17 protein-coding genes are annotated in these 13,348 nt (G+C 62.9%); 15 read left to right on the top strand and 2 right to left on the bottom strand.

Going from position 1 to position 13,348, the window contains the following annotated elements; translation table 11 throughout:
* The first annotated feature begins 427 nt into the window (after positions 1 to 427).
* The 12 genes from U1738_RS14285 (at position 428) to U1738_RS14340 (ending at position 10,323) form a co-directional block, all read left to right on the top strand.
* Entirely contained in the window at positions 428 to 700 is a 273-nt protein-coding gene (locus U1738_RS14285) for a hypothetical protein (protein WP_332789715.1), read from the top strand.
* A 440-nt stretch (positions 701 to 1,140) separates the two neighbouring features.
* Entirely contained in the window at positions 1,141 to 1,464 is a 324-nt protein-coding gene (locus U1738_RS14290; protein WP_332789716.1) for a DUF736 domain-containing protein, read from the top strand.
* 25 nt (positions 1,465 to 1,489) lie between these two features.
* Positions 1,490 to 1,957: an A1S_2505 family phage non-structural protein gene (locus U1738_RS14295; protein ID WP_332789717.1), complete on the top strand. Its 468-nt coding sequence runs from the start codon at positions 1,490 to 1,492 to the stop codon at positions 1,955 to 1,957.
* Positions 1,958 to 2,331: 374 nt separating this feature from the next.
* Complete coding sequence (locus U1738_RS14300) at positions 2,332 to 2,613, top strand: helix-turn-helix transcriptional regulator (protein ID WP_332789718.1); 282 nt, start codon at positions 2,332 to 2,334, stop codon at positions 2,611 to 2,613.
* A gap of 1 nt (position 2,614) precedes the next feature.
* The gene (locus tag U1738_RS14305) at positions 2,615 to 3,499 is read left to right on the top strand and encodes a replication initiator protein A (protein WP_332789719.1); all 885 of its coding nucleotides are present in this window, start codon (positions 2,615 to 2,617) and stop codon (positions 3,497 to 3,499) included.
* A gap of 211 nt (positions 3,500 to 3,710) precedes the next feature.
* On the top strand, positions 3,711 to 4,253 hold the full coding sequence (locus tag U1738_RS14310) for a DUF2840 domain-containing protein (protein WP_443027029.1): 543 nt from the start codon (positions 3,711 to 3,713) through the stop codon (positions 4,251 to 4,253).
* Positions 4,250 to 4,771: a S26 family signal peptidase gene (locus U1738_RS14315; RefSeq protein ID WP_332789720.1), complete on the top strand. Its 522-nt coding sequence runs from the start codon at positions 4,250 to 4,252 to the stop codon at positions 4,769 to 4,771. Before U1738_RS14310 ends, U1738_RS14315 begins: the two co-directional genes overlap by 4 nt.
* 44 nt (positions 4,772 to 4,815) lie before the next feature.
* Complete coding sequence (locus U1738_RS14320) at positions 4,816 to 5,121, top strand: DUF736 domain-containing protein (RefSeq protein WP_332789721.1); 306 nt, start codon at positions 4,816 to 4,818, stop codon at positions 5,119 to 5,121.
* A gap of 72 nt (positions 5,122 to 5,193) precedes the next feature.
* A complete protein-coding gene (locus U1738_RS14325) occupies positions 5,194 to 5,814 on the top strand; it encodes a lytic transglycosylase domain-containing protein (RefSeq protein WP_332789722.1) in 621 nt (206 codons plus the stop codon).
* 246 nt (positions 5,815 to 6,060) lie between these two features.
* Complete coding sequence (locus U1738_RS20320; RefSeq protein WP_443027030.1) at positions 6,061 to 7,812, top strand: relaxase/mobilization nuclease domain-containing protein; 1,752 nt, start codon at positions 6,061 to 6,063, stop codon at positions 7,810 to 7,812.
* A gap of 34 nt (positions 7,813 to 7,846) precedes the next feature.
* Positions 7,847 to 9,907, top strand: coding sequence for a conjugal transfer protein TraG (locus tag U1738_RS14335; RefSeq protein WP_332789774.1), 2,061 nt, complete (start codon positions 7,847 to 7,849; stop codon positions 9,905 to 9,907).
* Positions 9,904 to 10,323, top strand: coding sequence for a CopG family transcriptional regulator (locus tag U1738_RS14340; RefSeq protein WP_332789723.1), 420 nt, complete (start codon positions 9,904 to 9,906; stop codon positions 10,321 to 10,323). The genes U1738_RS14335 and U1738_RS14340 overlap by 4 nt, the downstream gene beginning before the upstream one ends.
* A gap of 31 nt (positions 10,324 to 10,354) precedes the next feature.
* On the opposite strand, the gene U1738_RS14345 is transcribed toward U1738_RS14340, so the two are convergent.
* Together U1738_RS14345 and U1738_RS14350 are read right to left on the bottom strand one after the other, a co-directional pair.
* The gene (locus U1738_RS14345) at positions 10,355 to 10,927 is read right to left on the bottom strand and encodes a hypothetical protein (protein WP_332789724.1); all 573 of its coding nucleotides are present in this window, start codon (positions 10,925 to 10,927) and stop codon (positions 10,355 to 10,357) included.
* 236 nt (positions 10,928 to 11,163) lie between these two features.
* Positions 11,164 to 11,499, bottom strand: a complete 336-nt coding sequence (locus tag U1738_RS14350) for a hypothetical protein (RefSeq protein ID WP_332789725.1) — start codon at positions 11,497 to 11,499, stop codon at positions 11,164 to 11,166.
* 264 nt (positions 11,500 to 11,763) lie between these two features.
* Here U1738_RS14350 and trbB point away from each other — a divergent pair, with 264 nt between their 5' ends.
* Genes trbB through U1738_RS14365 form a run of 3 tightly spaced genes read left to right on the top strand, consistent with a single transcriptional unit; the run spans position 11,764 to position 13,345 of the window.
* Positions 11,764 to 12,747: a P-type conjugative transfer ATPase TrbB gene (trbB, locus tag U1738_RS14355; protein WP_332789726.1), complete on the top strand. Its 984-nt coding sequence runs from the start codon at positions 11,764 to 11,766 to the stop codon at positions 12,745 to 12,747.
* Positions 12,744 to 13,076, top strand: coding sequence for a TrbC/VirB2 family type IV secretion system protein (locus U1738_RS14360; RefSeq protein WP_332789727.1), 333 nt, complete (start codon positions 12,744 to 12,746; stop codon positions 13,074 to 13,076). Before trbB ends, U1738_RS14360 begins: the two co-directional genes overlap by 4 nt.
* The gene (locus U1738_RS14365; protein ID WP_332789728.1) at positions 13,076 to 13,345 is read left to right on the top strand and encodes a VirB3 family type IV secretion system protein; all 270 of its coding nucleotides are present in this window, start codon (positions 13,076 to 13,078) and stop codon (positions 13,343 to 13,345) included. Before U1738_RS14360 ends, U1738_RS14365 begins: the two co-directional genes overlap by 1 nt.
* Positions 13,346 to 13,348: the final 3 nt, after the last annotated feature.

Below are 13,348 nucleotides of genomic sequence, written 5' to 3' on the forward strand. Positions count from 1 at the left end.
ACTGCTCCCTCCCGGACGAGCCAAAAGCTTGCAATAGCGTAACACATACTACGGCAGCGATTGCGACCAGCTTCACTCTGTCCATGCCATGACTTCGCGCCCTCGGATTGCGACATGTTGATCCGGTCATGCGGGCCGATATAGGTAAGGTCAATTTCGCTTCTGGCCGGAATCACGCAGGGTGGAAACGACCGTATTCGGGCCGTTGAGAGGCGCCAGCCGACATTGGCCTGTCAGTACGACGCCTCCTACGGCCCTCTGTCCGACGACCTGTTTCGTCAACGAGGACGCTCGTGATTTTTGCCATTCCGATCCTGATCGCCGTCGCATTGGTCTATGCTGGTGCCTCGTCAAACTCACCGTGCACGCCTTACCGCTCCTCTCTGCGGTAACGACGACGCTATTTCTCGCTCATGCTGGCCTTGGGTTGGGTTCCGTCCTCATCTGCGCCTGCGCGGTCGCACTTACTGTGCTGATCAGTGGCAGGATGATGGCCGCGCAGGCCATTTCGCCAATGGTGCGCTTGGGCATTTTGACCGCGTTTGCAGCACCTGCGTTGGTCGCCGCCTATCATGCCGTCATGGGCCTTACCGCACCGCTCGTTGGCTCTGATGCGGTGCGCACCATCATCGCCATCATGGTCGAAGGTGCAGCGTGGCGGGGCGTTGACAGCGAAGGGATGCCCCATTCTGGAACGTGACGTCGCGCGTGCCCAATGTCACCAGGCGGTCGTTGGGTCACGAACGATCACGGATGGTGGGGTCAGATCAACGTTTGTCGGGAGTTGTCGGGCTAGTAGCGAAGTGGCCTAACACGGGCAACGATCAGGCAAGTGCCGCATGTCGATCTAAAAAGCTGCGTCTTGCCGGGTCTATTCCTTTGGTGATCAAGCCCGCTCCAACGGCCTCTTCAATGGCTGAGCTAGCCGGGTGTCGGCTTCGCCTCGATACGCCTTGACCGCAACCGCGGGCCGGGCAGTTTCTTCCCCTGGGCTGCGCCCATTCCTCGCGAAGCATGAAACCGCCCGTCCCGCAGTCCTCCGCTACGCTGCGGGCTGACGCTGCGGCGGCGATCGCACCCGTCCTTTGCACGCCATCGAGGCCGCATAGGGCGGGCTCGAAATCACGAAGGAATATCATCATGGCAAACATCGGCAGCTTCAAGAAGGTCGGTCAGGACTATCAAGGCGAAATCGTTACCCTCAGCGTTCAGGCCAAGGGCGTCCGCATCGTGGCCGAAACCAACCGCTCGAACGACGCAGCACCGACCCACCGCGTGTTCGTTGGCCGCGCAGAAATCGGGGCCGCCTGGACGAAGACCTCGGCCGAGCAGCGCGAATATCTCTTGGTCAAGCTCGACGATCCCAGCTTCACCGCACCGATCTTCGCCAACCTCTTCGACGACGAAGGCGACGACACCAGCAGCCTGATCTGGTCGCGCCCGCGCCGCGCCAACAACGACTGACGCCGTGAGGAGGCCCCGCCCGGCAATGCCGGGCGGGGCTTTCGCGCGTGAGAGCCGCAGCCGCGAATTCGATAACTCGCTGCAACCGAACATTCTTATTTTCAGCAGGAGTCCATCAATGCAAACCCTGACTTCTCCTCCGGTCTTCGTTTTCGGGTCGAACCTCGCCGGCCGTCACGGTAAGGGTGCGGCTCTCTGGGCTCGCCGGCGTCGCGGTGCGATTTACGGCCGCGGGATCGGTCGGCAAGGAAACGCCTATGCCATTCCGACCAACCACCATGATTTCCGCGTATTACCGCTCGCTGAGATAGCGGGCTATGTCGCAGCATTCCTCGATTACGCTCGCCGATACCCCGACATCGCATTCGAGCTGACGCCGATTGGGTGCGGCTTGGCCGGATATCGCCCCGAGCAGATCGCGCCGATGTTCTCGGACGCACCGCCAAACGTCGCGTTGCCGGACGTCTTCGCAGTCATTCTTTACGCTGCTTGATCCTACCGCCCGGTACGGCCGCGCGCCTGCAAATCTCTCACCGAGTTCAACATAGTGTCGGTTCGACGGCAGTTGTTCGATGCGCGGCATATTTCCTGGAACAGTCTCGATGCTGTTCTCCCCGCTCGGGCGTAATGGCCAGCGTCAGCGCGGATAACCGTGCTGGACGGAATGGCATCAAGTTAGCGAGCTGACCTGTCGCGGCGGCGCTTGCCGCCTGGTGCGCCAGCTTTCGAGGCAGGAGCGGTTGGCCTCGGCGAAGGTCGTCGCCCGCATATCGCGGGGCCTTCTGAGCTTAGCCGAATTCCCTCCAAGGTCTGCGGGAGATGGAGCGCGCTGGCGAACACCGCCAAGCTCACGCTGGAGACGCCGAGATGACCGCAACACCGCCGGATTCCCCAAAACGCTATCTGCGGACGCCTGACGCGGCGTTGATCCTAGGCCTGTCCGCTCGCACACTCGAAAAGCACCGCTGCTATGGCACCGGCCCGGCCTATCACAAGCTCGGCGGGCGCGTGGTTTACGCACTGGATGACATCCAGCGTTGGGCCGACTTAGGGGTCCGCCGCTCAACCTCCGATCCCGGCCATGGGGTCGTGCTGCCGGCGAAACGGCAGCCCGAACACGCCGGATATGCTGGTCCGGTTCGGCGCTGACATGGCTCTCCGACAGGGCTTAATCGCGGCAAGTCTTGGCGATCGGCAGTTGGACTTGTTCCGCGCCGTGCCGGGCAATCTCGCGCCGCGCGACGCGCAGGATTTGATGTCCTGGCCGTTCTTCAGCCTCGCCAAATCGCGCCGCGTGAAGCCGATCGATTTCAAGCTGGGTGACGTTTCGATTAGCGTGGAGGCGACGGCCGAACACGGCATGGCGACCATCTGGGACGCCGATATCCTGATCTGGGCGGCGAGCCAGATCGTGGAAGCGCGTGATCGCGGCCGACCCACTTCCCGGTTGATGGCGACGACCCCCCATGCAATCCTGACGTTCGTCGAGCGGGGGGTGTCGCTGCGCGATTACGAGCGGCTCAAAGCCGCGCTCGACCGGCTGCAATCGACCACGGTGGCAACCACGATCCGCCAGCCGCAACAGCGGCGGCGTCACCGGTTTTCCTGGATCAACGAGTGGAAGGAGCGGCTCGATGCCTCAGGCCGACCGCTCGGAATCGAGATGATCTTGCCCGATTGGTTCTACGAAGGCGTGCTCGATCAGGCGCTCGTGCTGACGATCGACCGCGACTATTTCGCGCTCTCCGGCGGCCTCGAGCGCTGGCTTTACCGCATCGTCCGCAAGCATGGTGGCCGCCAGGTCGGCGGCTGGAGCTTCGATCTCGCGCATCTCTATCTGAAGTCCGGCGTGCTTTCGCCGCGCAAGCAGTTTGCCTTTGCGCTGCGCGATATCGTTCGCCGCCAACCGCTTCCTGGATACCGGCTCAAGCTAGAATTCGCACTCGGTCGGGAGCGTCTCGCCTTCGCAGCACTTCCGCGTGACCCGTTCGATGTTGCGATGCGGCGGGTCGGCAACAAGGCTGTGGACAAGTGATCGCCACGCTCGTGCTATCGTTGACTTGGCCGCTCGTGCTTTCGAAAACCGAAAGCTCGTGCCATCGAAAACCCAAACAGACCTTAACATGCTGTCCTGGCGTCGTTTTCGGCTACGCTAACTGTGCTAACATAGAATCCTACGGATTCTTTCTAACGCTAGGCGATAGTTGCGCGCCGCCGCCGGCAGGCAAGTCGGGAAACTCGTCGTGATTGCCGACGGGAAGCCGCCGATGTCGCCCGGATGTCCGGTGGCGACAGCTCATGCCGACGACACTCGGCAGCAGGCGGGCAACGACATGACGCGCGTCCGTCTGGTGTGGATCGAAGGCAAGATCGAGCACTGGATTCGCTTCGGTCGGATTACGCAGGAGCGCATCGTCGATCGTCGAACGCGCGTGGTCGGCTTCCAACCGAACGCTGTTTTCGCGCTCATCCACTGGGCATCGAACGCGCACGGCACCATCCTGTCGCGCATCCATATCGTTCTCGCGGTAGCCGAGGACGCCGCGTGTTCGACGGTGCCCTGTGTCGACCCAGGTGGCGACATTCTCCTCCACATCGGCGGCTGGCCACGCGTCGAACGCGTCCTTCAAGCGATCGATCAAGTCGAAGCGCTCGGCGTTGACCCCTGCAACGCGGCGCCAGACCATTGGCGCCATCTCCACAATCGCATGACCGCCAGCCATCCGGCACGACCCTATTCCCTTGAACGCCATCGCGCCTGGATGGGGCGCAAGGAGCTCCAGCCATGACCCGTTTCGTCTATGTGATGACGGCCTATTTCGCGATTATGGCGACGGTCGCGACCGGCTTCATCCACCCTGCTGCCCGGTTCGTCTGGAACGCTAGCGCGAGCGTTCCGATCGGCCTCTACCGCGCCCACCCGGGAGCCGTCGTCAAGGTCGGCGATCTGGTCGCGGTTACGCCGCCCAAGGCTCTCGAAACGTTTCTGGCACAGCGCCATTATCTGCCGCTCAGGGTGCCCTTGTTGAAGCCTGTCGCCGCAATGGCAGGCCAGACCGTTTGCCGATTTGGCTCGAGTGTTTCCGTAGACGGGAAGCATCTTGGCAACGCCTTGCCCTTCGATCGGTATGGTCGTCCGCTGCCCAGATGGGCCGGCTGCCGGCGGCTTGGTCCCCATCAAGTATTCCTGATGAGCGCCGCGGTTCCCGACAGCTTTGACGGCCGATATTTCGGCCCGCTCCCTGCTTCCACGGTGCGCGCGATGCTGACGCCGCTCTGGGTTTCCAAGCCGGCGGCGCAGCGCTGAGCCAGCCGGTTTCCCTTTTTCCGCCCTCATCCAAGGAACATGGCATGCCCCAGATTGGACTTTTCACCCGAACGTCGGATGGCTTCACCGGCATCGTCAGTACAATGTCGCTCGAAACAGCGCTCACGCTGCTGCCCGCTGACCATTTCGACGTCGATAACGCACCGGATTTCCGAGTCGGCGCCGCATGGCGCCGAACGGGAGAGCGCGCGGGCGCCTATCTCTCCTTGATGATCGACGACCCGAGCTTTGCTGGGCCGATCCATGCGAATCTTTTCCAATCAAACGAGGGCGATGGCACGCACCATCTCGTCTGGACGCGCCAGTCGCGGCGCGACAGTCGCGTTTGAAGCGCGATGCCAACTTCGCTCCTTCATCGGCTGGGCGTCTGTGTCGCTAGCGTTGCTGCCATGAGCTTACCGATGCCGCTCAGCGCTGCCGAAAACGGCCAATCAGCAGTCTCGATCGACGCTTATGTCACGGAGGCGGCGCAGCGCTTCGCCATCCCCGAAAGCTGGATTTACGCGGTCATGCGCGTAGAAAGTGCGGGCAATCCGCACGCGGTATCGGTCAAAGGCGCTACAGGCCTGATGCAGATCATGCCTGCGACGTGGGCATATTTGCACGCGCGCTACGGTCTTGCCGATGACATCTACGACCCTCGCGCGAACATTCTCGCTGGTGCTGCCTACATGCGCGAACTCTACGATCGCTATGGCGCGCCGGGGTTCCTCGCAGCCTACAATGCAGGCCCTGTTCGTTACGAAGCATATCTCCGCAGCGGGCGACCTCTCCCTGCTGAGACCATTGGCTATGTCGCGAAGCTGACACCGACCACGAGCGGGCCGGTCACCTTTGCCGGCGTCGCGCAACGCCCGGACCCATCTACCTGGACGCGCGCTACGATCTTCGTGAACGGCTCGAAAAGCGTGTCCGCCGCATCCGAAACAAAGCCCGTCGAGCGTGCAGACCTCGCCTCGGGCGCGACTCACTCGTCACGCCCTAGCCTGTTCGTCGCTCTTTTCGGCCAACATCCGCAATGACGCAGCTGGTCGCATTGCCGCTTCTGGCGCAGCATAGCGTAGGAATGGGGGTAGATGCCTTTGAGATCGCAGAAAGTGAGAAGCGATGGCGAGATAAAAGCGCTGCCGTACCGGCTAGCTTATGTGGTTGGTCGGTAAGGGGAATTTTGTCTGGCAGCCGCTATAGGGGGCTGGCGCCTTCTGCGGTTTCCGTCAGTTATTCAGTATCTTATCGGCTGGCACCACCTCAAACGGGTGACGCTGATCGTGGAGCGTGACGATCACGACTTCACGATCCGCCCCGGTAAGGTGGGTGACGGTGGAGCGCGTTCAGGCAGCCGGGCGAAGAGTCTTGCTGCGCAGGTTCGCCGCGCTGCCGCCAAAGCGGGACATGCGCGGCGCTCGGCAAGGCCGGGATGCGGAGGGACAGGGCATCTGGGTCGTGGGCGCAGCGCGGCGTTGAACGCCCGGTTTAGTCGAACCAATCGCCGGGTCGTAATCAAGGCGCGGGTTGTGCGGCACCACGGCGCGCGCTACCGCGCCGCGCCACTCGCGCGGCACGTCGCCTATCTCGAGCGAGACGGCGTCACTCGAGACGGTCGCGACGCCACTCTGTTCGATCGCACCAGCGACGCCGCAGACGGAGATTCGTTCGCCGAACGGTGCGACGGCGACCGTCACCATTTCCGGTTCATCGTCTCGCCCGAGGACGCCTCCCAAATGACCGACCTGCGAGCGTTCACGCGCGAGCTGATGGATGACATGGCGCGCGATCTTGGCAGCGATCTCGACTGGGTCGCCGTCGATCATTGGAATACCGACAATCCGCACATCCATGTGCTGGTCCGCGGTCGTGCTGCCGATGGCTCGGACCTTGTCATCGATCGCGACTATATCCGGGAGGGTATGCGCGCTCGCGCAGAGAGCCGGGCGACGCTCGAACTCGGACAACGGAGCGAGCGTGAGATCGAGGCAGCGCTCGGTCGCGAGGTCGGCGCGCAGCGCTTCACCAATCTCGATCGCCAGCTTGGTCGAATGGCGGATGAGAGTAATGGGATCGTCGATCTGCGCCCCGGAGAACCCGGGCCGGATATGAATCGCCGTATCCTGTTGCTGGGCCGGGCGGCAGAACTGGAGCGACTTGGTCTCGCTAACCGCGTCTCCTCCGCCACCTGGACATTGCGCGCTGACCTCGAACCCACCTTGCGCGATCTGTCGATCCGGACCGATATCATCAAGACCATGCACCGCGCGATGGCGGGCGCCGAGCGTTCGATCGATCCGCAGAGTTTTGCGCTGCAAGGGGATGCGCCGTCCGAACCAATCATCGGGCAGCTGGTCGAGCGCGGACTTCATGACGAACTCACAGGCACTGCCTATGCCGTGATCGACGGTGCTGACGGTCACGTCCACCATGTCCGGTTCGCAGATCTCGAGACGACCGGCGACGCCGCGCCCGGCGCGATCGTCGAAGTGAGACAATGGGTGGGAACAAACGGCGATACGCGTTTGTCGCTCGCCGTCCGTTCCGACCTCTCGCTGGATCAGCAGATCGAGGCCCGTGGCACTACATGGCTCGATCGGCAGCTTGTCAGCCAATCCCCCGTCCCCACAGCTGGAGGGTTTGGCCGGGATATCCGTGACGCGCGGGAACGACGCGAAGCGCATCTCGTGGAAGAGGGCTTGGCGCACCGTGTCGGTAGCGGAGTTTCGATTCAGCGCGGCTTGATCGAAACATTGAAGGCGCGCGAGCTGGATGACGCCGTGTTGCGGAAGGTCGGGCAGACTGGCCTTGTCCATAACCCGTCAGCGCTCGGCGATTATGTCAGCGGCGTCTACCGCGAGCGGGTCACGCTTTCCTCGGGTCGCTTCGCCATGATCGACGACGGTCTCGGCTTTCAGCTCGTTCCCTGGCGACCTGCACTCGATGCGCATCTCGGTCGCCACATCACCGGCACGATGGGTCCCGGCGGTGCGGTCGACTGGTCGCTTGGTCGGTCGCGTGGGCTCGGTCGATGAACCCACCGTCTCCTTTAGCTTCGGAGCCAATCTGATGTCCGCGACCAAAATTCTGTGGGGCCAGGTTACCACGGTGTTGCTGATCGTGCTTCTTACGCTTTGGGGCGCGACCCAGTGGACCGCGCACGCGCTCGGCTATCAGCCGCAGCTGCAGCCAATCTGGTTCACGCTTTGGCGAACGCCGATCTACCCGCCACCCGCCTTCTTCTGGTGGTGGTTCAGCTACGATGCTTATGCGCCGGCGATCTTTCTGCGCGGCGCGGCGATCGCCGCCTCCGGTGGGTTCCTCTCGATCGCCGTCGCCATCTGCATGTCGGTCTGGCGCGCGCGTGAGCAGAAGAATGCGCTGACCTTCGGGTCGGCGCGATGGGCGACTCCAGAAGAGGTGAAGACCGGCGGCATGCTGGGCGATGCCGGCGTCGTGCTGGGCCGAATGAGCGGCTCGTATTTGCGGCACGATGGCCCCGAACACGTCCTCTGCTTTGCCCCGACGAGATCGGGCAAGGGTGTGGGTTTGGTGGTGCCTACACTGCTGACCTGGCCGGGCAGCTGCATCGTCCATGACATCAAGGGCGAGAACTGGACGTTGACCGCGGGCTTTCGCGCTCGGATCGGGCGCGTGCTTTTGTTCGACCCGACCAACGCAGCGTCGTCGCGATACAATCCGTTGCTCGAGGTTCGCAAAGGCGAATGGGAAGTGCGTGACGTCCAGAATGTCGCCGACGTCCTGGTCGATCCCGAGGGTAGTCTCGAGAAGCGCAACCATTGGGAGAAAACCAGCCACTCGCTGCTGGTCGGGGCCATCCTCCACGTCCTGTACGCTGAGCAGAACAAGACCCTCGCCGGTGTGGCTGCCTTTCTTTCTGATCCCAAGCGACCGATCGAGACGGCGCTCAAGGCGATGATCACCACGCCCCATCTGGGTGCGGCTGGCGTGCATCCGGTCATCGCATCGGCCGCTCAGGAATTGCTCAACAAGTCCGAGAACGAAATGTCCGGCGTGCTCTCGACCGCGATGTCGTTCCTTGGCCTGTATCGCGATCCTATCGTTGCCGCGGTGACGGGTGCCTGCGACTGGCGCATCGCCGATCTTGTCGATGGCACGCGGCCTGCCAGCCTCTATCTCGTCGTTCCCCCTTCCGACATCTCCAGAACCAAGCCCCTGATCCGGCTGATCCTCAACCAGATCGGGAGGCGGCTAACCGAGGATCTGAACACCAAGTCCAAGCGCCAACGGGTACTGCTGATGCTCGACGAATTCCCGGCACTCGGGCGGCTCGACTTCTTCGAAAGCGCGCTCGCCTTCATGGCCGGCTACGGCATCAAGGGGTTCCTCATCGCGCAGAGCTTGAACCAGATCGAGAAGGCGTATGGACCCAACAACGCCATTCTCGACAACTGCCATGTCCGCGTCTCGTTCGCGACCAACGACGAGCGAACCGCCAAACGCATTTCGGATGCCCTGGGAACGGCTACAGAGATGCGCGCGATGCGAAACTATGCCGGGCACCGGTTATCGCCTTGGCTGGGTCATCTCATGGTATCGCGCAGCGAGACGGCGCGACCGTTGCTCACCCCTGGAGAGGTGATGCAGCTTCCGCCCGACGATGAGATCGTCATGGCGGCCGGTGTTGCGCCGATCCGCGCCACCAAAGCGCGCTATTTCGCGGACCGCCAGTTCGACCCGAGGCTTCTGCCGCCGCCCGATCCGCTGGCCAGCCGTCCAGTTGAACTGCCTGCTGACGATTGGACGGGCGCACCGCCCGTTGCGGCGCCTGCCATCGCCTCACCGCCGCCGCCGCCGCCGGACATCGTGGAGGAAAAAGCTGTGGAGACGCGACCGGACGAGGGAGAAATGGAGGTTATCCGCGACATCACTCCGACGGCCGATCCCGCGAACGCAGGCATCCGGCGCGAACCCGATTTGCCAGTGCAGGAGGAGATCGTGCCGCGACCTAAGGCGCCACAAAGCGAATTTGAATTCGGTATCCTGGCGAACCCGGAAGAAGAAATCGCGCGACGCCGGTTACAGGACCGGGCCGCCGGCTTGGCGCGTCAGGCGTCGCTCGATCCCGGTGACAGCATCGCGCTATGACGATCAAGCCGCGCGTGAAGCTGACCTTTCGTCTTCCGGTGCAACTCGGGCGTGACCTCGCCGAGCATGCTCGGATGCGGAAGGTGCCGCAGGGAGCGATCATTGAAGCAGCGCTGACCTCGTTCCTGTCGCCCGATGGCGCCGATCGGCTCGAAGCGGCGCTGGCGCGACGTCTGGATCGACTGACTCGTCAAGCCGAGCGGCTCGAGTGGAATGTCGAACTGACCAACGAAACGCTCGCGCTGTTCATTCGGTTCTGGCTGACGAACAATGCGCCGCTCCCCGACACTGCGCTCGCCGCGGCCCAGGCGATGGGGAAAGACCGCTGGGAGCGGTTCGTCGAATCGCTGGCTCGGAAGATGGAAAACGGTCCGCGCCTGAGCCGGGAGGTTTCGCGCGATGTGCCTGGCCGTTGAATGACAGACGGCGCAGGCGGTATCTGGTGCGCTAGCTCGCGTGCTTTGAAGCCCCGGCAAGGGCCACCAGGATGCGTCCGAATGCGGTGCGTTGCTTCCGTATCTTGGCAATTGCCGGTCGGAGAATTTTTTCGCGGTAGCGCGAGTCGATCCGCAGATCGTCCACAAAGGTTTCCATCACTTCCAGCGGATCGCGGTCCACGGCTCGATGTGCCTTTCGGCCTGTCGGGTCCTTGGCAAGAAAGTGAAACAGATCTTGAAGGGTGCGCGTCGCTTCGCGGTGGTCGCCGTCGCGTAGCGCATGATCGACATATTCACGCAACACCACCGGCGCTGCCTCGGCCTGTCTTCTGGCGGTTGCGTCCGGCCGCTTCAAAACGATCAGGTTAGCGATCCTGCTTTGCAAACAGTGGAGCGGATGCATCACCGGAATGGCCAAGCTACCCACGGTATCGCTCCTCTTGTAAGGCACGATGATCTCGACGACCGCTTCCTGCAGTGCCTTCGGTCGGACCCCGAGGACATTCCCCAAAAAGTCTATCCGTAATAACTGTCCCTGCACCTCGGCCTCGACGATGGCTGTTTGCGGCGTCTGGTCATCCATAGCCGGCTCGAGGACACGGCCGCCTAGCGCATCAGCGAGCTTCTGCGCGGCTTGGCGGTAGCCGAAATAGTCGATGTCTTTGGATGTATACGGTCGGTACAGTGCTAACTCGTCGGCTGCGGAATAATATTCCGCCCACAGATTAAGCGCCTGGCCACCAATAACGAAAGCCCCATCCTCGAGCGCGAGGTGCGAGGCAATGTCGAGAACGGCTTCAGGCGCTAAGGGCTCGCTTGTCAGGCTGCCAACCGGCGCCGACGGCGAATTGAAGCATTCGAGAAGTCGATGCCCGAGAAGAAACCGTTTTGCTGGTTAAGCGCTTCAGGCGAAACCAGCCCGGCCTGCAGGTCGCGGTCGTCCTGCTCGCGAGCATGCTGCTTGGCACGCTGGCGCTCGACCGAATCAAAATAGGCGACGTGCTGCATCACAAATGCTCCGATGGCACGATATGCGCGCGAGCGTTTCCAGTCAATGAACGCGCAATAGGGGCTCAGGATCCTATATGGGACGAAACCCGGCGATATGACAGCCGCAGCGTTGACGATCAGGCGGCGCTGCGAGCGCATCTCCACCGCCCATCCTTTACCTGACGAGTCGTTCAACAAGCATTACCGTTGCACGAAATTGAAGCTTCCTAAGTGTGAAGCGAAACCGTCGAAACAGCACGAAGCCGCCCGTGGTTGTGATCTTGGTTCCTCAGTGAACGACCGATTACAAGTTATTCTACGCCACGCCACGACGCTCCAACTTTGCTGTTGAGCCCCGACCATTTCTGTCTCTCTTAATCGACCCCGTCAGCCGAGCAGCAGGTGCTCGGGCAGTTTGCGGGGGTCCACGTGGCCGTTCTTCCAATCCGATCCGAAGCCGGTTTGCGTGGTGCCAGGATGCTGCGCACAGCGCTCGGACCCGCGATCGCGACGTGGCTCGACGACCCCAAGATCATCGAAATCATGCTCAACCCCGACGGTCGCCTTTGGATCGATCGGCTCGGCGAAGGCGTCAGCGACAGCGGCGTAATTATGAGCAATGCGGACGGCGAGCGAATTGTTCGCCTCGTCGCGCACCATGTCGGCGTCGATGTCTACGCCGGAAACCCGCGCGTCTCGGCGGAATTGCCGGAAGGGGGAGAGCGCTTTGAGGGGCTGCTGCCGCCCGTCGTCGCAGCACCCACCTTCGCGATCCGCAAGCCCGCCGTCGCAGTCTTCACGCTCGATGACTATGTCGCGGCCGGCATCATGGCGGCGGATCAGGCGGCGGTGTTCCGCGCGGCGGTGCCGGCGCGCCTGAACATCCTCGTCGCAGGCGGCACGGGCACCGGCAAAACCACGCTCACCAACGCATTGCTCGCCGAGATCGCCAAGACCGACGACCGGATCGTGCTGATCGAGGACACGCGCGAGTTGCAATGCGCCAGTCCCAATCTGGTCGCTTTGCGGACCAAGGACGGCGTTGCTTCGCTGTCCGATCTGGTTCGCTCATCGCTGCGGCTTCGGCCCGATCGCATCCCAATCGGTGAGGTGCGCGGTGCAGAGGCGCTCGATCTGCTGAAGGCGTGGGGCACCGGCCACCCAGGCGGCGTTGGCACGATCCACGCCGGCACCGCGCTCGGCGCGATGCGCCGGATGGAGCAGCTCATCCAGGAAGCCGTCGTCACCGTCCCGCGCGCCTTGCTCGCCGAAACGATCGATCTTGTCGCGGTTCTGGTCCGCGATGGTCGTGGCCGACGGCTCGCCGAACTCGCGCGGGTCGAGGGACTCGATGCCGAAGGAAACTACCGAATGTCCCCCGCTGTCCTCGACCAAATTGGAGCACAAGCATGACCTACCGCCTCCCCCTCGCACACCCGCGCAACGTCCCGCCGTTGCTTATCGCAGCCGCCGCTGCGTTTTTGGCACTCCCCGCTTATGCCGCCGGGTCGTCCATGCCGTGGGAAGCACCGCTCCAGTCGATCCTCGAAAGTATCGAGGGACCGGTCGCCAAGATCGTCGCGGTGATCATCATCATCGTGACCGGGCTGACGCTGGCGTTCGGCGACACGTCGGGCGGCTCGCGCAAGCTGATCCAGATCGTGTTTGGCCTGTCGATCGCCTTTGCCGCCAGCTCTTTCTTCCTGAGCTTCTTCAGCTTTGGCGGCGGGGCGTTGATCTGATGGACGCCGATGCACCCATCCAAGGGTTCTATGCGCCCGTCCACCGCGCCCTCACCGAGCAAATCTTGCTCGGCGGGGCACCGCGCGCCGTCGCGATCGCGAACGGCACGCTCGCCGGTGCGCTCGGGCTCGGCCTGCGGCTTTGGCTCGTCGGACTCCTGGTTTGGGGCATCGGTCACACGGCAGCGGTCTGGGCGGCGAAGCGCGATGCGCAGTTCGTCGACGTGGTCCGCCGCCACCTTCGCTACCCCAATTTCCTGCGCGCGTGAGGC

Origin of the sequence: Parasphingomonas caseinilytica (genome assembly GCF_036663755.1) — a bacterium.
Lineage (GTDB): Bacteria > Pseudomonadota > Alphaproteobacteria > Sphingomonadales > Sphingomonadaceae > Sphingomonas.

What these genes read in the sequence shown, in the direction of transcription:
- U1738_RS14315 (WP_332789720.1), top strand. Translation starts at nt 4,250, where the DNA reads ATGACCCGTTTCGTCTATGTGATGACGGCCTATTTCGCGATTATGGCG.
- U1738_RS14325 (WP_332789722.1), top strand. Translation starts at nt 5,194, where the DNA reads ATGCCGCTCAGCGCTGCCGAAAACGGCCAATCAGCAGTCTCGATCGAC.
- U1738_RS14305 (WP_332789719.1), top strand. Translation starts at nt 2,615, where the DNA reads ATGGCTCTCCGACAGGGCTTAATCGCGGCAAGTCTTGGCGATCGGCAG.
- U1738_RS14335 (WP_332789774.1), top strand. Translation starts at nt 7,847, where the DNA reads ATGTCCGCGACCAAAATTCTGTGGGGCCAGGTTACCACGGTGTTGCTG.
- U1738_RS14365 (WP_332789728.1), top strand. Translation starts at nt 13,076, where the DNA reads ATGGACGCCGATGCACCCATCCAAGGGTTCTATGCGCCCGTCCACCGC.
- U1738_RS14300 (WP_332789718.1), top strand. Translation starts at nt 2,332, where the DNA reads ATGACCGCAACACCGCCGGATTCCCCAAAACGCTATCTGCGGACGCCT.
- U1738_RS14340 (WP_332789723.1), top strand. Translation starts at nt 9,904, where the DNA reads ATGACGATCAAGCCGCGCGTGAAGCTGACCTTTCGTCTTCCGGTGCAA.
- U1738_RS14320 (WP_332789721.1), top strand. Translation starts at nt 4,816, where the DNA reads ATGCCCCAGATTGGACTTTTCACCCGAACGTCGGATGGCTTCACCGGC.
- U1738_RS14360 (WP_332789727.1), top strand. Translation starts at nt 12,744, where the DNA reads ATGACCTACCGCCTCCCCCTCGCACACCCGCGCAACGTCCCGCCGTTG.
- U1738_RS14290 (WP_332789716.1), top strand. Translation starts at nt 1,141, where the DNA reads ATGGCAAACATCGGCAGCTTCAAGAAGGTCGGTCAGGACTATCAAGGC.
- U1738_RS14345 (WP_332789724.1), bottom strand. Translation starts at nt 10,927, where the DNA reads ATGGATGACCAGACGCCGCAAACAGCCATCGTCGAGGCCGAGGTGCAG.
- U1738_RS14295 (WP_332789717.1), top strand. Translation starts at nt 1,490, where the DNA reads ATGCCGGGCGGGGCTTTCGCGCGTGAGAGCCGCAGCCGCGAATTCGAT.